Origin of the sequence: Streptomyces sp. RG80 (assembly GCF_040446465.1) — a bacterium.
In the GTDB taxonomy this organism is placed as follows: domain Bacteria; phylum Actinomycetota; class Actinomycetes; order Streptomycetales; family Streptomycetaceae; genus Streptomyces.
In genome coordinates, this window is record NZ_JBEAAJ010000007.1 from 448,698 (window position 1) to 468,557 (window position 19,860).

17 protein-coding genes are annotated in these 19,860 nt (G+C 72.9%); 4 read left to right on the plus strand and 13 right to left on the minus strand.

Translation table 11 applies throughout. The features are described from left to right. Positions 1 to 41: 41 nt before the first annotated feature. Positions 42 to 1,103 carry a MerR family transcriptional regulator gene (locus ABKA17_RS25775; RefSeq protein ID WP_353694594.1) on the minus strand — a complete coding sequence of 354 codons (1,062 nt, stop codon included), beginning with the start codon at positions 1,101 to 1,103 and terminating at the stop codon, positions 42 to 44. A gap of 312 nt (positions 1,104 to 1,415) precedes the next feature. Here ABKA17_RS25775 and ABKA17_RS25780 point away from each other — a divergent pair, with 312 nt between their 5' ends. Together ABKA17_RS25780 and ABKA17_RS25785 are read left to right on the plus strand one after the other, a co-directional pair. After that, a complete protein-coding gene (locus tag ABKA17_RS25780; RefSeq protein ID WP_353694595.1) occupies positions 1,416 to 2,312 on the plus strand; it encodes an ATP-grasp domain-containing protein in 897 nt (298 codons plus the stop codon). Positions 2,313 to 2,471: 159 nt separating this feature from the next. After that, positions 2,472 to 4,694: an ATP-binding protein gene (locus ABKA17_RS25785; RefSeq protein ID WP_353694596.1), complete on the plus strand. Its 2,223-nt coding sequence runs from the start codon at positions 2,472 to 2,474 to the stop codon at positions 4,692 to 4,694. 43 nt (positions 4,695 to 4,737) lie between these two features. Here the strand turns inward: ABKA17_RS25785 and ABKA17_RS25790 are convergent, their stop codons facing one another. The 12 genes from ABKA17_RS25790 to pgfA all read right to left on the minus strand — a co-directional run bounded on the left by ABKA17_RS25790 (position 4,738) and on the right by pgfA (position 18,286). Further along, on the minus strand, positions 4,738 to 5,133 hold the full coding sequence (locus tag ABKA17_RS25790; RefSeq protein WP_353694597.1) for an ATP-binding protein: 396 nt from the start codon (positions 5,131 to 5,133) through the stop codon (positions 4,738 to 4,740). Further along, positions 5,130 to 6,041 carry an MEDS domain-containing protein gene (locus ABKA17_RS25795; protein WP_353694598.1) on the minus strand — a complete coding sequence of 304 codons (912 nt, stop codon included), beginning with the start codon at positions 6,039 to 6,041 and terminating at the stop codon, positions 5,130 to 5,132. The genes ABKA17_RS25790 and ABKA17_RS25795 overlap by 4 nt, the downstream gene beginning before the upstream one ends. 249 nt (positions 6,042 to 6,290) lie before the next feature. Further along, positions 6,291 to 6,887 carry a hypothetical protein gene (locus ABKA17_RS25800; RefSeq protein ID WP_353694599.1) on the minus strand — a complete coding sequence of 199 codons (597 nt, stop codon included), beginning with the start codon at positions 6,885 to 6,887 and terminating at the stop codon, positions 6,291 to 6,293. Continuing rightward, positions 6,853 to 7,674 carry an FkbM family methyltransferase gene (locus ABKA17_RS25805; protein ID WP_353694600.1) on the minus strand — a complete coding sequence of 274 codons (822 nt, stop codon included), beginning with the start codon at positions 7,672 to 7,674 and terminating at the stop codon, positions 6,853 to 6,855. The genes ABKA17_RS25800 and ABKA17_RS25805 overlap by 35 nt, the downstream gene beginning before the upstream one ends. Then, positions 7,671 to 7,898 carry a Trm112 family protein gene (locus ABKA17_RS25810; RefSeq protein ID WP_353694601.1) on the minus strand — a complete coding sequence of 76 codons (228 nt, stop codon included), beginning with the start codon at positions 7,896 to 7,898 and terminating at the stop codon, positions 7,671 to 7,673. The genes ABKA17_RS25805 and ABKA17_RS25810 overlap by 4 nt, the downstream gene beginning before the upstream one ends. Next, a complete protein-coding gene (locus ABKA17_RS25815; protein WP_353694803.1) occupies positions 7,895 to 8,803 on the minus strand; it encodes a hypothetical protein in 909 nt (302 codons plus the stop codon). The genes ABKA17_RS25810 and ABKA17_RS25815 overlap by 4 nt, the downstream gene beginning before the upstream one ends. 24 nt (positions 8,804 to 8,827) lie before the next feature. After that, positions 8,828 to 9,556 carry a class I SAM-dependent methyltransferase gene (locus ABKA17_RS25820; RefSeq protein WP_353694602.1) on the minus strand — a complete coding sequence of 243 codons (729 nt, stop codon included), beginning with the start codon at positions 9,554 to 9,556 and terminating at the stop codon, positions 8,828 to 8,830. Next, complete coding sequence (locus tag ABKA17_RS25825; RefSeq protein WP_353694603.1) at positions 9,553 to 11,025, minus strand: condensation protein; 1,473 nt, start codon at positions 11,023 to 11,025, stop codon at positions 9,553 to 9,555. The genes ABKA17_RS25820 and ABKA17_RS25825 overlap by 4 nt, the downstream gene beginning before the upstream one ends. Continuing rightward, positions 11,022 to 15,230, minus strand: a complete 4,209-nt coding sequence (locus tag ABKA17_RS25830; RefSeq protein ID WP_353694804.1) for an alpha-(1->3)-arabinofuranosyltransferase domain-containing protein — start codon at positions 15,228 to 15,230, stop codon at positions 11,022 to 11,024. Before ABKA17_RS25830 ends, ABKA17_RS25825 begins: the two co-directional genes overlap by 4 nt. Continuing rightward, a complete protein-coding gene (locus ABKA17_RS25835; protein WP_353694604.1) occupies positions 15,227 to 15,961 on the minus strand; it encodes a class I SAM-dependent methyltransferase in 735 nt (244 codons plus the stop codon). Before ABKA17_RS25835 ends, ABKA17_RS25830 begins: the two co-directional genes overlap by 4 nt. Next, positions 15,958 to 17,109, minus strand: coding sequence for a glycosyltransferase family 4 protein (locus ABKA17_RS25840; protein WP_353694605.1), 1,152 nt, complete (start codon positions 17,107 to 17,109; stop codon positions 15,958 to 15,960). The genes ABKA17_RS25835 and ABKA17_RS25840 overlap by 4 nt, the downstream gene beginning before the upstream one ends. Positions 17,110 to 17,308: 199 nt before the next feature. Then, positions 17,309 to 18,286 (minus strand): cell envelope lipid trafficking protein PgfA, encoded by a 978-nt coding sequence (gene pgfA / locus ABKA17_RS25845; RefSeq protein WP_353694606.1) that lies wholly within the window; start codon positions 18,284 to 18,286, stop codon positions 17,309 to 17,311. Positions 18,287 to 18,459: 173 nt separating this feature from the next. Here pgfA and ABKA17_RS25850 point away from each other — a divergent pair, with 173 nt between their 5' ends. Both ABKA17_RS25850 and ABKA17_RS25855 read left to right on the plus strand, forming a co-directional pair. Continuing rightward, positions 18,460 to 18,612, plus strand: coding sequence for a hypothetical protein (locus tag ABKA17_RS25850; RefSeq protein ID WP_353694607.1), 153 nt, complete (start codon positions 18,460 to 18,462; stop codon positions 18,610 to 18,612). 12 nt (positions 18,613 to 18,624) lie between these two features. Beyond that, positions 18,625 to 19,842 (plus strand): PucR family transcriptional regulator, encoded by a 1,218-nt coding sequence (locus ABKA17_RS25855; protein WP_353694805.1) that lies wholly within the window; start codon positions 18,625 to 18,627, stop codon positions 19,840 to 19,842. Positions 19,843 to 19,860: the final 18 nt, after the last annotated feature.

Consider the following 19,860-nt stretch of genomic DNA (forward strand, 5'->3'; position numbering starts at 1 on the left):
AGGAAGGACCCACCCTGCCGGACCCGACATCCTGTGCCCGATCAGGTCGGGTCCACGGCCCCCGGCGCCACCTGGTCCGCCGCCACCAGATCCGCCACCGCGCAGCTCACGTTGTCCGGGCCGCCCGCGGTGTTGGCCGCGGCGATCAGGGCGTCCACCGCCGCGTCCGGGCCGGCGGCCGAGGCGAGCGTGCGGCGGATCAGATCCTCCGCCACGACCGAGGACAGACCGTCGGAGCACAGCAGGTAGCGGTCGCCGGGGCGGGCGTCGTGGAGGCCGAGGTCCGGTGCCGTGCTGCCGAGGGACTCCAGGAGCAGGGCACGCCGGGGATGGGAGCCCGCCTCCTCGGGCGTCAGCCGGCCCTCGTCGATCAGGGACTGGACCAGGGTGTGGTCGTGGGTGACGCGGAACAGGCCGCCGTCGCGGAGCAGATACGCGCGCGAGTCGCCGATGTGGACCAGGGCCAGCCGGGACCCCGTCCACAACAGTGCCGTCAGCGTCGTACCCGAGTCGGCCGCGTCCCGGGCTGCCTCCGCCGCGCCCCGCACCGCCTCCTGAAGCAGGTCGATCACCGCGCCCCCCGACACGTCCGCGGTGTCCAGGAAGGTCAGCGCCGCCACGGCCGCGCTGCTCGCGGGCAGCCCCGCGGGACCCCAGCCGTCGGCGACCGCGAGCAGCCGGGGGCCCGCGTGGGCGGTGTCCTGGTTGCCGGGACGGACCCGGCCGGGGTCCGAGCGGGCGGCGTAGCGGAGTTCGAGCGCGGGCGGGTCGCTGCGTGCGGCGGAGGTCAGGTGGTCGACCAGGAACCCGGCGAGCTCGCGCCGACGGGCCGTCTCCGTCTCGACCCGCGCCCAGTAGGCGCGGATCTCCTCGGCGGCCGCCGAGGCGTCCAGGGCGCACACCTCGCGGATCCGGGCCAGCGGCATCCCGATCCGCCGCAGCCACGCCACCAGCCGCGCCCGCTCCAGCTGCTCGGGCGCGTAGTACCGGTACCCGGTGTCCGGGTCCACGCGTGCGGGACGCAGCAGGTCCAGCTCGTCGTACAGCCGCAGCGCCTTCGGCGAGAGCCGGCACGCCTTCGCGAAGGCGCCGATCGTCAGCATGCGCCGTCCTCCCCGTCCGGTTCCCCGCCCCGATGGTGGGCCTTCCCCGAAGGGGAAGGTCAAACGGGTTGCCGCGGTTCCGGGGGACGTGTCCAGGGCCTGTCCGGCGGATCAGGCCGCGGAACAGCAGCGGTGCTTCATCCGTGCCGGTGAGCGGGGCTGGGTGCGTGCAGCTGCAAGGCGGAGGAGGGCGGCGACGCGATGGGGGTTCCCCCTCTGGGGGAGTGCGTAGCCAGCCCCGCGTCCGCGGCATGATCCGCCGGACAGGCCCTAGCCTGCGAAGGTCAACGCCGTACCGGAAGGACCCCCGCCGTGCCCCGAGTCGCCCTCGTCACCTACGACCCCCGGCCCGAGCCCAGCCACGACCGCGACCTGCCCGTGCTGCTGGCCGCCCTGCGCGCGGCCGGGGCCGAGGCGGACGCCGTGTTCTGGGACGACGCCGACGTCGACTGGGGCGGCTACGACCTGGCCCTCATCCGGTCCACCTGGGACTACAGCCGGCGGGTCGGCGAGTTCGTGGCGTGGGCCGAGCGGTGCGGCAAGGCCACCCGGCTCGCCAACCCGCCCGAGGTCGTGCGGTGGAACACCGACAAGCGCTACCTCGGGGAGCTGGCGGCGGCCGGCGTACCCACCGTGCCCACCCGGTACCTCGCGCCCGGCGACCCGGCCGACCTCCCGGACGAGGGGGAGTACGTCGTCAAACCGACCTCCGGGGCGGGCGCCCGCTACGCCGCCCGGTACACCCCCGACCGGCACGACACCGCCGTACGGCAGCTCGCGCGGATGCACGCGGAAGGGTTCACCGCGATGGTGCAGCCGTACATGCGGGCCATCGACACCGGCGGTGAGCGGGCGCTGCTGTTCTTCGGCGGCCGGTTCCTGCACGCCAGCCGCAAACGGGCCGTACTCGCGCCCGGCACCGCCTTCGACGCGGACAAGGTCGCCCACCCCGGCCTGGAGCCGTGGACCGCGACCCCGGCCGAACTCGCCGTCGCCGAGCGCGCCCTGGCCGCCGTACCGGACGCCCCCGAGCTGCTGTACGCGCGCGTGGACCTCGTCGACGGGGACGACGGGCAGCCGCGGCTGATGGAGCTGGAACTCGTCGAGCCGAACCTCTTCCTCGACCTGCATCCACGGTCCCTGCCGCTCGTCGTGGCGGCGATCCTGGAGGCGGCCGAGGCGGCCCGCGCAAGCTCCGGTCACCCGTAGAGGCGGCAATTGCGCGAACCCGGCCTGCCGCGCCCACCCGGTGCCTACCCTGCGGGGAACGACAGCACGTAACGGGGACCACTACAGAGGGCGTGACCGGTCGTGGGCGGATCAGAGTCGCGGCGCACTTCGGGCTTTCCTGTGGAGCTGACGAGCTTCGTGGGGCGCAGGGACGAGGCGGCGGAGGTCAGACGGCTCCTGTCGGCGGGCAGACTGCTGACCCTGACGGGGCCCGGCGGGGTGGGCAAGACCCGGCTCGCCGGGCATGTGGCACAGCAGGTGGCGCGGGTCTTCCCGGACGGGGTGTGGCTGGTCCCGCTCGCCGCGCTGCGGGACGAGGCGTTCGTCCCGCACGCCGTGATCGACGCGCTCGGCGTGCGCAGCGAGAGCGTCCGGCCGCCGCTGGACGTGCTCGTGGAGTACCTGCGGGAGCGGCAGCTGCTGATCGTGCTGGACAACTGCGAGCATCTGCCGCGCAGTTGCGCGCTCCTCGCGGCGGCCCTGCTGTCGGCGACGGAGGGCGTGCGGATCCTCGCCACCAGCCGGCACCGGCTCGGACTGGCCGGCGAGCAGCTCTACGAGGTGCCGCCGCTGCCCGCGCCCACGCCGGAGGAGATCATCGCGGGCGCGTTCGCCGCCGAACGGTTCCCGGCGCTCAGGCTGTTCGCCGACCGGGCGGCCGCCGTGGTGCCCGGCTTCACCGTCGGCGAGGCCAACCAGCGGGCCGTGGCCCGGCTGTGCCGCCGCCTCGACGGACTGCCGCTCGCCATCGAACTCGCGGCGGTACGGGTCCGGGCGCTCGGCGTGGACCAGCTCGTCGAACGGCTCGACGACCGCTACCGGCTGCTCACCGGCGGCAGCCCCTCCTCCGCGCCCCGGCACCGCACCCTGCGCTCCGCCGTCGACTGGAGCCACGAACTGTGCACGGCGCAGGAGCAGTTGGTGTGGGCGTGTCTGTCGGTGTTCGTGGGCGGCTTCGACCTGGCCGCCGCGGAGGCCGTGTGCGCGGGGCGGGACCTCGACCCCGTGGACGTCCTGGACGCCGTCGCGGGGCTGGTCGACAAGTCGGTGCTGGTCCGCGAGGAGGGCGGCGGGCAGGTGCGCTACCGGCTGCTCGTCTCCCTGCGCGACTACGGGCTGGAGAGACTGGAGAGCCTCGGCGCGGTGGCCGAGGTGCGGCGGCGGCACCGGGACCACTTCGCGCGGCTGGCCGTCGAGTACGAGCGGACCTGGTTCGGCCCGCACCAGCTGGAGATCATCGAACGGCTGCGGACCGACCGGGACAACCTCCATGCCGCGCTGGACTTCTGCCTCACCACACCGGGCGAGGCGCAGAGCGGGCTGCGACTCGCCGCCTCCCTCTGGTTCCACTGGGTCGCCGGCGGGGTCTGGGGCCAGGGCCGGCACTGGATGGACGGTGCGCTGCGCGCCGGGGCACGTCCGGAGGAGGCGCTGACCAGGGCGATGTGGGGCGGCGCGCTGATGTCGCTGGTGCACACCCGCTCGGCCGCCGTCCTGGCGGGCGCCGAGCCGCCCCGTCCGGCGGCCGACGAGGAGCCACCGCTCCCCACCCCGGCGCCGGTGCCGCCCGCGGCCCTCGGACCGGGCCGGGTCCGCTCCGCGACGGCCGGTTTCGTCGTCCTCACCCGGATCGAGCTGGCCTGCACCCTCGTCAGCCGGGGCCGGCCCGAGGAGGCGGTGCCGCTGTGCGCCGAGGCGGTCGCGCTGTGCGAGGCGTACGGCGAACAGTGGGCGCGGTCCTGGGCGCTGCGCACCCTCGCGCTGGCCCGGTGGGCGGCGGGGGAGTACGAGAGCGCCGCCGAGCAGGCCCGCGCGTGTCTGCGGTTGCCGTACACCGTGCACCAGCGCCAAAGTCTGGCCCGCACCCTCGAAGTGCTGGCCGCCGCGGAGGCGTTGGCGGGGGCGGCCGAGCGGGCCGGGGTGCTGCGCGGGGCGGTCGACCGGATCTGGCGTGACATCGGCGGCAACCCGGTGGAGCCACGGCGACCGGGCCGGCCGCGGACGCCCGAGCACCACGCGCGGCAGGTACTGGGCGACGAGGCGTACGAGCGGGCCCATCGGCGGGGCGGGCGGCTCTCCACGGACGCGGTCGTCGCGTACGCGCTGCGGGAGACGCGGGAGCCGGCCGCACCGGCGCGCACCACCGGGAGCGTGCCGGAGGAGGTGCCGCTGACTCGCCGGGAGGCACAGGTCGCCGCACTGATCGCGCAGGGGCGCACCAACCGGCAGATCGCCGACACCCTGGTCATCGCCCAGCGGACGGCGGAGGGGCACGTCGAGCGGATACTCGTGAAACTGGGGTTCACCAACCGGAGCCAGGTCGCGGCGTGGTTCAGCGCACGGGGCCAGGTGAAGGACTAGGCAGCCGTACCGCGTCGGTCGTACGACTGCCTTGTGCAGGCGGTCAGTTGAGGGATTCCGGTACCCGTACCCTCAGTGTCACCGTCGTCCCGCGCAGGCCAGGTCCGCCGCTCACGTCGAGTCGCTCGGTCAGCGCTTCCGCCAGTCGTAGTCCCCGCCCGTCGGCGGTGTCGGCGGTGTCGGCGCGGTCCGGCATCCCGGGGCCGCCGTCTCTGACCTCGCACCGCAACTCCTGGCCCACGACCCGCAGTTCGATGGTTCCGTGGCCCCCGCCGTGCACCACCGCGTTCGTGGCGATCTCCAACGCGGCCTGGACGAACGCCCCGTTCGCCGTGCCGTCGAGCCCCGCTCTCGTCGCGCCCGCGGCCACCAGGTGGCGCAGCGCCGGCAGGTCGGCCCGCTCGAACGCCCTGCGGGGCAGCAGCGGCTCCGCGCTCACACCGCCACCTCGTCTTCCTCGACGCTGAGCACCAGTTGGGGCACGTCGTCGGCGCCGAGCTGGCGCAGCACCAGCGCCAGGAGTTCCCCGCACCGCACGGTGACCTCGCTGCCCTCCGGCAGCGATCCGGCGAGGCTGATCAGCTGCCAGGCGCAGTGCGCCTCCATGAAGCACAGGTCCCTGAGGTCGAGGAGCCGGCGGGCGGGCCCGGGCGCGTTCCGGCGGCTCAGCGCCTCGCGCAGGGCCTCCACGAACTCCACGCGGGTGTCGAGCCCCGCGGAGCCGGCGATCCGGCTGCCGTCCGGTGTCCCGGTGACGTCGAGCGCGTCGAGGTTCTCCATCACCCGCAGCGGATGGACCTTGTGCATGTCGTCGAGGAGCCGGTCGCCGAAGCGCGCGTGGTCGTACCAGCAGATGGCGGTGAACAGCGGGTCGGCGAACAACGGGGCCACGGAGGCCTCGTAGTCCAGCAGCCGTTCGTGGTCGAGCCCGATCTCCGGGGCCCAGCTCATGTCGGCCGTCAGCCGCAGCGCCGCCCAGCCCTCGCCGGCGGCGCGGTCGACCTCCGCGGTGTACAGGTCGATCGTGCGGTCCTTGTCGAAGCGGCCGTCGGGGAGGTACATCTCCGTGGTCCGCTTGAGGGAGAGCTGGCCGCTGTCCCGGGCCTCGGCGACCCGACCGCTGCCGTCGTCCAGGAAGGCGACCACGTCGTCGTCGTTCATGTCGTCCGGGGTCATGACGAGCAGGACCTTCTCCCGGCGGGCCAGGCTGGTCCGGGTGTACGCCGTGAAGACCTTCCACGGCGACTCGCCGCCGCGCACGCTCATACAGGCGTGATCGCCCAGCTTGAGCCGCTCGACGGGCACGGTCCGATGACCGTCTTCCGCGCGTTCGGTCATCTCGGTCATCGGGACGCCTCCCATGGATGCCTCGGGTCGGGTGGATGCCTCGGGTCGGGACGGGCGAGGTCGGAGCACACCTTCGGACCGTAGATCCACAGGGCCCGGTACCCGCCGGACGACCGGCATTTTCCGTTCTCCGGAGAAGAAGGCGAGCAATCGGAGCGGTTGACGACCAGGGCTGATCGGATACGGCCGTATTCGCACGGCTCGGCTTTACCGCAGCTCGGCTTTCCCGCCGCTCGGCATTCTCCCGGCTCAGCGCACAGCGACCCGTTGCAGCAGACCCCAGGTGAACTCGGCCGCGCACTCGCGCCGCACCCCGTCCCCGTCCGGTGCCGTGAACGCCAGCCCCCAGCGGGTGGGCGCCGTGCCCTCCAGAGGGCGGACCGGGGCGAAGGCGCGGGCCGCCTCGTCGACCGTGCACGACCAGGGCACGAGGTCGTCGAGGGTCCGCAGCTCCGGGCCGGGTGCCCCCGGTGCGCGGACCAGCCACTCGTTCCACACCCCGCCGTTCGGCGCCAGCAGTACCTCGAAGCGCAGGTCCGGCCAGAGAGGGAGCGGCCACAGCCAGGCCTCGCAGTCCAGGTCGCCCACCTTGCGGGTCAGCACCGACTCGGGCGCGCCCAGCACCGAGCGGTACCGGGAGGCGGCGGCGCGGGCGCGCGGCGAGCGGAGCATCGCCTGCCAGCGCTTGTTCGCCTCGCGCATGTCGGCCAGGGAGGCGCCCAGTTCGCGGCGGGCGTCCTCGACCAGGTCCGGGTTGTGGTCGGCCATCCGGCGCAGCAGGACCAACTGGAAGTCGCGGTGCGTGAACGGGCTAGCGGGGGGTTTCGCGGAGGGCATGGGAACCATGGTCCCCGACGCGTCCTTCGGCTCCGTGCGGGTGGCGGCCGTCCGGCAGGAAGAGCACCGAATTGACGTACCGGGGCCCACGGAAGGGCAGGACACGGCGGAGCAGACCGTGGCTCACGACGTACGCGGCCTCCGCCTGGTGGGCCTCCAACGGGAAGGCGCTCAGCGGTATCCAGTCCCGGCCGGGCAGCACCCAGCCGTCGTAGCCGAGCAGCGACAGATACGTCACCACCGGGCCGATCGGCTGGATACGGGACTCCAGCTCGATGAAGAGCGCCGGCCGGTCACGGGCCAGGATGCCCGTCGCGCCGCGCAGCACCGCGAGCTCGCTGCCGTCGACGTCGACCTTCATGAAACCGACGTCCTTCAGGCCGAGTTCGTCGAGGGTCACACAGCCGACCGGGACCGCCTGGGCGTGGATGTCGCGGCGGACCAGCGAGGAGACACCCCGGTCGCCCGCGTCGCGCGCCGGAAGCCAGAGCCGGGCCTGACCGGGGCGCTCGGCGGCGGCGGCCTGGACGACCCGGACGTTGGCCGGGGCAGTCGCCGCGAGCAGCCGCGCGAGGTGCGGGACCGGCTCCACGGTCACCACCCGGCGGGCCCGTCTCGACAGGCGCCGCGTCCACGGGCCGTACCAGCCACCGACGTCCACGGCCGTTCCGCACCCCGCCGGGCACAGCTCGGCCAGCCGCGCCAACTCCGGTTCGAAGCGCGGGTACACGGCCCGGGCGACGGCGGCGACCAGCCGGGTGGGCAGCAGTTGGGCGACTCTCGCGGCCAGTGTCATGGGGTCATCCGCTTGAGGAGTTCCTCGTGCTCGTCGTCCGAGACCTGCTCCCCGGAGGACGGCAGCAGCTGCGGGATGCCGTCCAGGACGGGGTAGCGGCGGCGCAGCCGCGGGTTGTAGAGGGACTCGTCCGGGGCCGTCGGGCCGTCCGGCACGACGAGGTGCAGCGGCCCCTTGTCGAGCGGGCACGCCAGGATCTGGAGCAGTGGGTCGTCGGCTTTCACGGTGGTGTCAACTCCTTGGCCCCGACGGGAGGTTGCTCGGGACGCGGGTCGTGTTTGGGCATGGACAGCAGTACCGAGACGGCCAGCGCCGTCCCGGCCAGTCGCAGAGCCAGCCGCAGCGGGTCGTGCGGCAGCGCCTCGCCGAACGACAACGTGCCGAGGACCGCGGTGTAGAGGCAGGTCACCGTCGTGCACACCGGCACGATCAGCGACGCCCGGCAGCGCTGGAGCGCGGCCTGCGACATGACCAGCCCGAACGCGCCGGTGAACAGCAGCAGATACGGATACGGCGACCGGAGCAGGTCCACGACCGCCCCGCCCAGTCCGCTCGACGTCAGGTAGCTGGACACACCCTTGATGGCGAGCGAGCTGACGCCGTAGAGCAGGCCCACCGCCACGCCGTACTCGACGCCGGTCGTCGGCATCCGGTGCCGGTGCCGGGCCCGCCGCTCGGCGGCCCCGTACAGCCACACGCCCGCCGCCAGCGACGGCACGCACACCAGCAGGATCAGCGGGTACGGGGCCGCCTGGCTGACGGTGTCCGCGCGTTCGTCCAGCGACAGCACCACCATCAGCAGCGCCCCGAGGATCGCCGCGAGGGCGTACCGCTCCCGCCCGGTCGTCTCCTCGCCCAGCAGCCGCGCCGACAGCAGGACCAGCAGCACCAGCCCTGAGACGAAGATGCCCTGCGCGGCGGCGATCGGCAGCGTGCGGTAGACGATCAGCTGCGCGCCGAACCCGGCGGCCAGCGCGAGCGACCCCCCGATCCACAGCGGGCTGCCGAGCACCAGCCGCAGCAGCCGGGCGGGTTGCCGGATCGACACCTCGGGCAGGGAGCCGAGCGCCCGTTTCTCCAGGACGAAACCGAGGCTGTACAGGGTGTTCGCCAGCAGCGCCGCGGCCACTCCCCACCACATGGTCCACGCCCCTTAAGTCTTCCGCGCGTGCAACAACAGGATCGAGGCGAGGGACGGTCTGTGACACGCCAGCCGGTCGAGCGGCCGCAGCGGCCGAGGTACGCCGTGGAAGGGCGCCCCCTCCAGCCGTACGACCGTGAAGCCGGCGGCCGCGACGAACTCCCGCAGCGCGCGGGCGGTGTAGAGCCGCAGATGCCCCACGACCTCGCGGCCGGGACGGCCGTGGATGGCCCTGAGACTGACCTCGGAGAACACCGGCTGCACACCCGCCAGCAGGAGGGCGCGGTTGTACCAGGCCGCCAAGTTCGGTGTGGAGAGCATGAGATGGCCTCCAGGACGCAGTACCCGCCGGATCTCGTCCATCGCCGAGTCCGGGTCGACGAGATGCTCGATCACCTCGCTGAACAGCACGGCGTCGATGGACTCGCTCGCGAACGGCAGTCCTCCACCGGTGAGTTCACCTCGGACGGCGTACGGGAGCCGGGTGCGGGCGCGGCGCAGGGCGTCCTGGGACCAGTCGACGCCGATGAGGCGGTGGCCGGGGAGCAGGGGGGCGGCGACGGCGGCCGCGGTTCCGTCGCCGCAGCCGATGTCGAGGATGGTCTTCGGGGGCTCCGCGGGGAGAGCCTCGGCCAGCATGCGGGCCTGGCGGAGGCTGCGGGGGGCGCCGGACGCCACGGGGACCGCCGGGTCCTCGTAGAAGTCGCGCAGCTCGCGGGGTTTCGCGGGGGCGGTCGTCATCGCTGCTCCACGTCCGTGGTGTGCAGATAGTGCTCGAACAGGTCGCGCAGATGGGCGCCGTCGCCATGGCTGAGCAGGGCGCGCGACCAGCGCAGGGCGAGATGGAGACGGCCGGCGGTGGAGGCGGTGGTGACGGTGAGACCGCGGGGCATCCGGGCCGGTGCCGAGAACCACACGGCGTGCGCGCGGCCCGCCTCCTCGCCGAAGTCCAGCGGGTACGGGATGCGGCCGATGTTGCTCAGGAGCGTGGTGGACGTCCAGGGCGCCGCGGCCCTGCGCAGACCCCGCGTGAGGGCGGCCCGCCAGGCCACGGGGGTGACCGGGGCGGTGAGCAGGGCGGCGCCGTGGCCGAGCTGGGGGCGCGGCAGGGACTTGAGGGCGCGGGTGCGGGACGCGGTGCGCTCGAGCAGTCCGGGCAGGTCGGCGGTGGTCAACTCCTGTGGGGAGAAGGGGACTTCGACGAGCCGGGTGCCGTTGCCGATCGGCATGGTGGTGTCCCGGGGGCGGTCGTCCACGGGCATCGTGATGCGCAGGGGGCGCGGTGGGGCACCGTGCTCGCGGTTCCAGTGGGCGATGGTGAGGGCGGTGGCGACCATGAGCTGGTCGTTCACCGTGTAGGGGGCGCCCTTGGGGCGGTGCGGGAGCGGGAGTTCGGTGACGAGCATGCCGTTGCCGGGGGAGGGCTCGGGGGTGCCGGGGGCGACCCGGGCGGGGGGTGACCAGTTGGAGGGGGTGTCCGCGGGGTCCTGCTGGATCTCGGCCGTGCGGACGGGGGGTGCGGCGGGGGAGTTGTCCCGGCCGCTGTAGAGCTCGGCGGCGGTGGCAAGGACACGGAGACAGGCGGGGCCGTCGAGGGCGGTGTGGTTGATGGTGAGGAACAGGACCGTGCCCTGGGGCCGGGCGGGGGTGGGGATTGCTCGGCCGAGTTGCGCGGGTGCCGCGCTCTTCGGGGCGGGAACAGAACCAGCGGCACGACCGCCCGCAGCCGTGTCGGCTCGACCGCCTACCGCCATGTCGGCCCGACCGCCCACAGCCGTGTCGGCGCGGCGGCTCGCCGTCAGTCCCACGCCGTCGGAGGCCTCGCTGCCCTCCGCTCGCCCCGCCCCCTCCACCACCTCCAGCCTGATCGGCGGTGAGTCCGTCAGTGGCGGTGCCGTCGTCAGTGCCCGGGTCCGGGCGTCCCGCAGCGCGTCCCGGCCCGGCGCCGGAAAGGTGACCACCTCCACGTCCGGCCGCTCGGTCAGCTCCCACTCGTAGCGGCGCCGGTACCAGGGCCCGCGCGCCTCCCGCATGAGGATGCGCGGATGCCGCAGCAGCGCCTCGTGGAACGCCTTGCGCAGCCCCGCCGGGTCCAGTCGCCCCGGCAGATGGACCTCGATGTGGACCGTCTCCGGCTCCTCCTCCTGGAGGCAGTGCCGGGAGACCTCGTCCACCACGGGGAACGGGATGCGCTCGGATGCGGTGGTCATACGGGCCCGCCCCCTTCGACTTTGGGCAACTGCCGGGTCGGCGCCTCGGATTCGGGTGGGGCGCTCCTCGTGCTCTCGGCCGTGGGCTCCCGTACGCTCACCACCGCCGCGAACAGGCCGATCAGCGCCAGCAGTTGGGCCGTATGACCGAAGGCGCCATGGCCCGCCGACACCGGCTCGCCCGCCCCCGTCGCGGTCGCGATGCCCGCTCCGGCCAGCGCCACGAGGGCGATCGGGACGAGCCACTCGTGCCTGCGGTGCGCCAGCAGGGCGAGCGCCGGCACCAGCAGCGCGAACCACCCGGCGATCACCACACCCACCACCGTGAGCGCGACCGTGCCCAGCCAGAGGCCCGGCGGCGGGGGCGCCGGCTGGAGTTCGTCGGGGTTGGGCTCGTGCCGCCGCCACAGCACCAGGCCCACCAGGACCAGCACCGCGACGCCACTGCCGATCAGCGCGCCGTCGTAGGTCGTCGCCGGTTCGTACGACAGCTTGACCGTGCCGCCCGCCCCGGCCGGGACCCGCCAGCCCTGCTGCCAGCCGTCGAGCCGCACCGACGACAGTTCCTTGCCGCCGAGGGTGGCCTTCCAGCCGTCGTTGTAGTTCTCGTACGTCGTCAGGTACATGGCCGCGCCGGAGCCGACCGTCACCTCGCGGCGGTCGCCGAGCCAGTCCTGTATCCGCAGTTCGCGGCCGGTGGCGGTGGGCTCGGCGACCGTGCCCCGGGTCAGGGTGAGGTCGGTGAGGGGCAGCGGGCCGGAGTCCCCGGCCTCGACCTGGTGCGTGCCCGCCCCGAGCTCCAACTCGGCGTCCTCGCGGCCCTCCTGGCAGAGCGTCACCTCGACGGGCCGGCGCTCGGTGAGGTCACCCACGGTTCCCTTCACGCCGGTCTGGTAGAGCTCGCGGTCCACCGACACCACCGGGCCCTCGCCGCACGGCAGCGAGAACGCGCGGTCGGCGTCCGGCTGGGGCGTCCGGTAGGAGGCGTCGGGGGTCTCCAGCGAGGGGATGTAGGCCTCGGTCAGGCCCACCGGCAGCCGCAGATCCTCGTCGACCATGGGGTTGTAGAGGGTCAGCGGTGCCGTCTGGGTGATCGTGATGTCGAGTCGGTCGGTGGTGATCGCCGGGAAGCGCACCCAGCCGTTCTCGTCGACCCCGGCGATGGTGGCGCCGTCCGGGGAGCTGATGTTCACCTCGGTGGGACGGGTGGAGAGACCGCCCGCCGGGGCCAGCACCAGCTCGCTCACCGGCTGCTTGCCGTCCCAGCGCAGATGGATCGTGGGCCGGTCGCCCGCGATCCACGCCGTCGTCAGATCGCCGTCGGTGAGGTTGCGCGCGGACAGCCCGACGCCGAGGGCGGCCGTGGAGTCGGCGGTGGCGGTCACCCGGTTGTCCTGGGTGGGCGCGACCTCGTACAGCATCCGGTCGAGTTCCTCGCCCGGCACGGCGGTCGCGCTCGCCCGGATCGCGTACGTCCCTCCCGTGGCCGTCGAGAACCGCCGGTGCAGGCCGGCCTCGGTGCCCGTGGCGGACAGGCCCGTCGGGTTGGCGGCGCGGTGCAGGGAGATCAGCTCGGCGGCGGCACCGCTCTCCTCGGCGTCGGTCGGCAGCCGCAGCAGCCGGGTCACCTGGACGTCCGGCAGCGTGATCTCGGAGAACCCGGCGCCCAGCAGACCGCTGCGGCGCTCCACCGAGTCGAGGATCGTCAGCTTCATCCAACTCGTCTCACCGGGCGGCGACTTGATGGTCTGTGTGCTGCCGTCGGAGCGCACGATGGTGGTCTCGGACCCCTTCTCCGTCTCCACCCGCACCTTCGTCGCCGCCGACCGCACGCTGTCCTGCGGCAGCGGTGTCACCTTGAACGACGACGGCATGTCGTAGGCGTCGTCGGAGAACCCGATCCGCAGCCACTGCCCGTCCGCCGAGCCCAGCGCGCCCTCCGCCCAGGCGGTGTCGGGGTTGCCGTCGAAGGCGTTCACCGGGTCGTACTGCGGCAGATGGAACAGCCAGTTGCCGTAACTGGACGCCGACACCGAGCGGGCGCCCCGCAGTTGGGCCACCGTCTGATGGTCGAGGCCCTTGGTCGGCAGGATCTGGTGCGGTTTCTCGCCAGCGTCCTCGGCGGCGTCCTCGGCGTTCCGCTCATCGCTGGTGTACGTGTACGAGGTGTTGGCGTTGACCAGGCCGAACCGGGTGTCCGCGCGGCGCAGTCCGTCGCCGACCACCTGGAGCGGCGGGCTGCCCACACCGGGGTGGTTGTCGCCGGTCAGGACGGTCGGCCGGCCTCGCAGCTCGGAGGCGAGCGGCAGCAGCGACTCGGGGCCGCCGGAGACCACGGCGGTGTCGGCGACCGGGAGCAGGCCCGCGTGCCGGGGGTTGGGGATGTTGTCGGCGGGCTTGTAGATCTCCACCGCCCGCTGCCTCGGATACAGGCCCTCGACGGCGAGCGGGGCGTCCTGGATGATCCGGCCGCCGGTCATGATCGGGCCGAGGCCCTTCATCCGGACGTACCCGGACTGTTCCAGGGTCCGCTTGACCGTGGTCGTCGGCACATAGCCGATCTGGTCGGGGTCGAGGTCGTTGCGGACGACGACGTAGTAGATCCCGGAGCGGCTCAAGTAGTCCGCCAGGCCCGGTACTTCACCGCCGGTCGTCAGGGCCTGCTCGACGGCGTCCATCGCGCGCCGGTTGCCGGCCGTGCCGAAGGGGACGTAGTCGCGCTGCGCCCAGCGGGACTCGGCGACCACGTCCAGCGGCTGGTCGATGGGGGAACCCCAGGTGTAGATGCCGTGCGCGGTCGCCGGGACGACCAGGGCGCGGGCGTCCGGCGAGGCCTCCTTCAGCCAACTGGCCGTTGCCTTCCAGTACTTGGGGATCTCCTGGAAGGAACCCGGGTTCAGGATCGAGCCGTTGAGATACGGCCACATCAGACCCGGCAGGATCAGCACCGCCGCGATCAGCGGGGCGAACCGGCGCCCCCGCACCGGCCGGGCCCCCCGCGCCTCGGCCGCGACCCCCGCCAGATGGGCGAGGCCCAGCACCAGCGCCAGGGCCAGCCCCGTCTGGAACTTGTAGATGTTCCGGAACGGCACCAGACCGCCGTTCAGCCAGTCCTGCACCACCCCGTGGAAGGGCGCCCCGAAGGCGCCGCCGTACCCGGCGAGCAGGATCGGCGCGATCACGATCACCGTCAGCGTCAGCCAGCGCCGCTCCGGCATGTCCCGCCGGGCGAGCCCCGCGAGCCCGAGTCCGGCCGCGAGGGCGGAGCAGACGATGACGATCACCGAGGAGACGACGGTCCAGCCGGCCGGCAGCCAGGCCTCCCCGAAGTGCAGATACGCCACCCAGTTCCCGGCGCCGCGCAGCGCCTCGGTCGCCGCCATGGTCTCGGTCGTGGTCTGCGAACTCTCCACGTAGGGAAGGAAGTTCTCGCCGTAGAAGCCGAGCAGCAGCAGCGGGATCCACCACCAGGCCGTCGCGAGCACCAGACCCGGCAGCCACCAGGCGATCAGCTTGCGCTGCCGTGGGCCCGGCGGCCGGGACAGCAGATAGAGCCCGACCGGGAGCAGCGACGCGAGGGTCGAGGCCGCGTTCACGCCGCCCATGAACGGGATGAGCACCGCCGAGCGCAGGGCGGCGACCCGGGCGCTGTACCGCTCGTCGACCAGCGGCAGCAGCACCCAGGGCAGGAAGGCGCCGGGCAGCGCGGCCGCCGACGTGGAGCCGATGACGATGGTGAACACCGGCCACAGCGCGTACGCGAGGGCGGCCAGCAGCCGCGAGGCGCCGCTGCCGATCCGCAGCCGCTCGGCCAGCCGCAGCGCGCCCCAGAAGGCGACCGACACGATGAGCGACATCCACAGCCGCTCCGCGAGCCACACCGGCAGCCGCACCAGGTCGGCCAGCCAGTAGAACGGCAGCATCGGCCACAGATAGCCGGTGTACTGGTCCGAGATCCCGCCGAAGCCGCCCTGGTCCTGCCAGAGCTGGCCGAGGTCGGAGAAGAACCGGCCCGGGTCGACCGTGACCCCGAGCTTGGTGTCGAAGGTCTGCCGCCCCGGGTGCACCGCCAGGAACAGGACGAACACCACGGCCCAGAACCCCAGCAGCCAGCGCCGCGAACGCGGGCCCTCCGGCGGGCCCGACATACGCGCGGTGGAGGGTACGGCGGCCGGGGGAGGGGCCTGGACCGTGGACGTCGTCATGGTGGACACCGCCGGAGGATGAGGAGGAGGTTCCAGGTGGCGATCTCGCGGATGCCGGGCGCCTTGACGACGGTCTCCGCGAGGAACGGCCAGTAGCGGGAGCGCGCCGAGACCACCCGCACGTCGTCGCGGGCGCGCACCTGCCGCAGGGTCGGGCCGATGTGCACGGCGAACAGGTTCTCGCCGAGGGTGTGCTTGGCGGCCTTTCCGGTACGGCGCCGGTAGCGGGCCCGCGCCCGCTCGGCACCCAGGTAGTGCCAGGGCGCCCACTCGTGGCCGCCCCACGGGGACAGCCAGTTGGTGAACGACAGATAGATCAGCCCGCCGGGCCGCGTCACGCGCACCAGCTCACTGACGAAGGTCTGCGGATCGGCCACGTGCTCCAGCACGTTGGACGAGAACGTGACGTCCGCGACCCCGCTGTACAGGGGCAGCAGATACCCGTCGGCGACGACGGCCCCGTCGGGCGGCTTGGGGCCGAGTTCGCTCAGGTCGGGTTCGAAGAGATAGGCGTGGGCTCCGCGTCTGCGGAACTCCTCGGTGAAGCACCCGCTGCCCCCGCCGACGTCCACGACGACCCGCCCGTCGACCGGACCGTCGTAGGCCTCGACCTGGTCGACGGAGTCGCGGGCGAGGAGCGAGTAGCAGGCGTCGGGGTCGTCCTGCTCGTGGAGAAAGGCCCGGAAGAGGGCGACCGACCTGCGTATCGAAGGGTCCTTGAGGCCCGTCATGGCGCCCAGCCCCTCACCGCCTCGGCTGCCACGGCGCGGAACTGTCTGACCGTCCGGTGCCAGCGGTAACGCGCCGCGTGGTCGAGCGCCGCCTTGCCCATCAGCTCCCGGCGCTCACCCGACAGGGCGAGCGTGCACCAGGCCGCCGCGAAGGTGGACTCACCGCGCGCGAGGACACCCGTCTCCCCGTCCACGACGGAGTCCCGCAGACCGGGTACGTCGAAGGCGATGGTCGGCGTCTCACGGGCGGCCGCCTCGGTGACGACCAGGCCCCAGCCCTCCACCGCGGAGGGATGCAGCAGCAGCCAGGCCTCGCACAGCAGCCGGTGCTTCTCGGCCTCGGAGACATGCCCGGTGAACTGGACGCCGGGACCGGCGAGTTGCTCCAACCGCTCACGTTCGGGGCCGTCGCCGATGATGACGAGCCGGCCGCCGGTCACAGGACGTACCCGCTCCCACAGCCGGAGCAGCAGGTCGATCCGCTTGTACTCGACGAGTCTGCCGACCGCCACGAACAGCGGCTCCGGCGACCGGTCGGCACGCGGACCGGGCTCCTCGACCCCGTTGTGGACGACCCGGATACGGTCCCGCTCCACACCGATGCCGCGCAGCGCGTGCGCCGTCGAGGGGGAGACGGCGACCAGCAGACTCCGGTGCTGCGCACCGGTCAGCGCCCAGTGTTCGAGTCTTCGGCCGAGGCGCGCGGCGGGGGCCATCGGCCCGCCGAACCGCATCTTCCACAGATCGGTGTGCACATGGTTGACCAGACACAGCGTGGGACCGCGGTGCCAGACGGGCGCGAAGTAGGGCATCCCGTTGCAGACCTCGACCAGCAGGTCGCAGTCGCCGACCTGACGGGAGAAGGCCGAGCGGGCGCGCAGGAAGTGACCGAGTTCGCCGCCCGCGGAGACGACCCGGTAGTCGCGGTACGACGCGGGACCGCCGCACAGCAGGGTGACCTGGTGGCCGAGCTGGGTGAGGCCGTCGGCGAGCCGGTCGACCAGGAGCTCGGAGCCCCCGGCGGCCGGGTTGTCCAGGTCTCGATGGGCAAGGAAAACGATTCGGCGCGGAGGTGGGGGGAGCGCCGAGGGGTGCTGCGACGCCCGGGCGTGCGGGGTGCGCAGCGAGGGTGGCACGTGCTGGGGCATGTGCGCTCCAACTCGTCTCAGGGTGCGGAACTTCGAGCGTGGGGGAGGGCTTTATGTTCCTGTGGGGGGTTTGGGTGCTTGCTGCGAGGGTGTTGTGGGTGGACTGTGCTCGGGTGGGGGTGGACAGTTTTCGCCCACCCGTTCGCCGTGGCTACTCACCGAGGTGACAATTTCCGGCGTTATTAGATCTGACGTCCAATCACATCGTGCGCGGGGAATCGGGCGTATCGGATGAACCGGGATGCCGCCTCCCTCGTACCACCAAAACGGAACCGGCCACCACCAGGACGAACCCCAACACAGCCGCACCGATCGGTACCGTCTCGCCGATCGCGCGCAGCTGACCGCTGTCCTGCTCGGCCTTCTTCACCGCGTCCTTCTGCGTGTCGGTGGTGAAGGCGATCTTCTGGCTGTCCAGCAGCACCACCGCGTCCTTCTTGGCACCGGGTGCCCGCAGGGTGCGCTTCGGGCCGGTCTGGGCGTAGATCACGCGGCCGGTGCGCTGGTCGACGACCAGCTCGAAGCCGTGGTTGGAGTACCACTCCTCGGCCAGCACCTGCGGGCTGTCGGGCCGGCCGACGAGAGTGCCGGGCACCATCCGGCTGCCGACCCGCGTCGAGGCGACCGTGCCGGTGAACCGGTAACCCGTGTACCCCTGGACCTTCTTGGTATCCCGGTAGGTCAGCACGATCGTGTTGCCGAGGGTGTTGTCCCACCACTGGTAGGCGCGTTTTTGCACGTCGAAGGGGAACTTCAGATACGCCTCGCCCTCGATGTACGGCTTCTCGCCGCAGCAGTGCACGGGCTTGGTGGTCTTGCGGTCCATGACCCAGCGATGCGGTACGAAGTCCAGCGCGTCATGCGGATCGGCGGCCGGCAGGGTCTTGTCGGTGTCGACGGTGGTCGTCACGTCCCACACGGCGTCACCGCTGCGTTCGCTGTCCGCGACGTTGCCGCGCACCCGCTGGGTGACGGTGATCGTCTGCCCGGACACGGTCTTGACCTGCTCGGTGTCGAAGACCCGGCCGGTGCCCTTGTAGACGGCGGTCTGGTCGATGTCGATCGGGTTCACCGCGGCCCGTGGAGTCACGTACCACGCCAGCATCGGCGCCAGGACCAGCAAGAACGTGCCAAGTCCCAGCAGAATCAGAGAGAAAGGAGAGGCTGTACGGCGCATCCGGGCACTCCTGGGGCGTGAGGGTACGGAGTTCGGGCCGCTCTATGGGCCGGGAACCGTATGGCTCCCTTGACGCAGTGTCAATGTCTTGCTGACACTGGGGCGGACAGACAGGGTGGAACACCGGGGTGGGGACGACCGCCGGCAAGAGCCACCGAAAGGCTGACCCTGCGATGTCCAGACTGATCGCCGCCGCGCTGACCGTCGTGGCCGCCGCGCTGCTCGCCGTGGGCGCCGCGTTCGGGATCGTCGCGTTGCTCGAAGCGACGCCCGACCAGCCGAACACGCCCTTGATCACGTACGAGCAAGCAGGTCAGGGGAGTTGACCCGTGACGGCGGTGACTTCCCGCTCGGCCTGGCTCGACGTACCGCGCCCTCAGGTGCGCCAATTCGCCGAGATCGCGATGGCGGAGGCGCCCGCCCTGGCCGAGGAGATCCTGCGCGAGATCCGCCGCGAGTACCCCCATCTGCCCGTCGTCCTCGAGGAGTCGGGCGAGCCGATGGCCCTCGTCGGTATCCGCCGCGCCATCGAGGTCTTCGTCCAGCACCTGGAGACCGCCGAGGGCCGCCCCTCGGTCCCGCCCGGCGTCTTCCAGGAGTTCGGCCGGGGCGAGGGCCTGGGCGGCCGCAGCCTGGACTCGTTACAGGCCATCTACCGCATGGGCGTACGGCTGGCCTGGCGCCGTTTCGCCGACATCGGCCAGCGCGTCGAGATCCCGCCGCCCGCGATGTACGAACTCGTCGACGCGGGCTACGAGTACCTCGACGGCCTCGTCGACCAGTCGGTCCGCGGCTACGCGGAGGCGGCGGCCCGCCAGGCCGGCGAACGCCTGCGACTCCAACGCCGCCTGATGGAACTGCTGTTGGCCGAACGCCACCGGCACGGCGACCCCGCCGAGGCCCTCACCGAACGCGCCGCCCGCATCGGCTGGCCGCTCCCCGAGCGGGTCGCCGTCGGCGTCCTGCTGCGCCCGGCACGGGAGGCGGTACCGCCCGCGGTCGGCCAGGGGGTGCTCCTCGACATGGAGTACGAGCAGCCCCGGATGGTCGTCCCGGAGCCGGACGCGGCGGGTCGCCCCGAGCTGCTCCACCGCGCCCTCACCGGCTGGGCCGGTGCGATCGGACCGCCGGTGCCGCTGGTCGACGCGGCGAAGTCACTGCGCTGGGCCGAGGCCGCGGTACGGCTGATGGAGCGCCGGCTGCTGCCGTCGGGAGAGGTCCTGCACTGCACGGAACACACCGAGGCCCTGGTCCTCCTGCAACCGGAGGAACTGATCGACGACCTGGCGCTGCGCTGCCTGGCCCCCCTGGCGCACTGCGGCCCCACCCACGGTCGCCGCCTCGCCGAGACGTTACTGGCCTGGCTGGAGACCCGCGGCGGCGCCCCGGAGGTGGCCGCGCGCCTGGGCGTCCACCCCCAGACGGTCCGCTACCGCCTGCGCCAGATCCGCGAACTCTGGGGCGCCGAGATCGACGACCCGGACCGCCGCTTCGAGCTGGAACTGGTGCTCAGGGCACAGCGGTTGAGGGGGGTGCTGGGCGAGACGCCTGGCTAGGAGCGGGCCAGGAGTGGG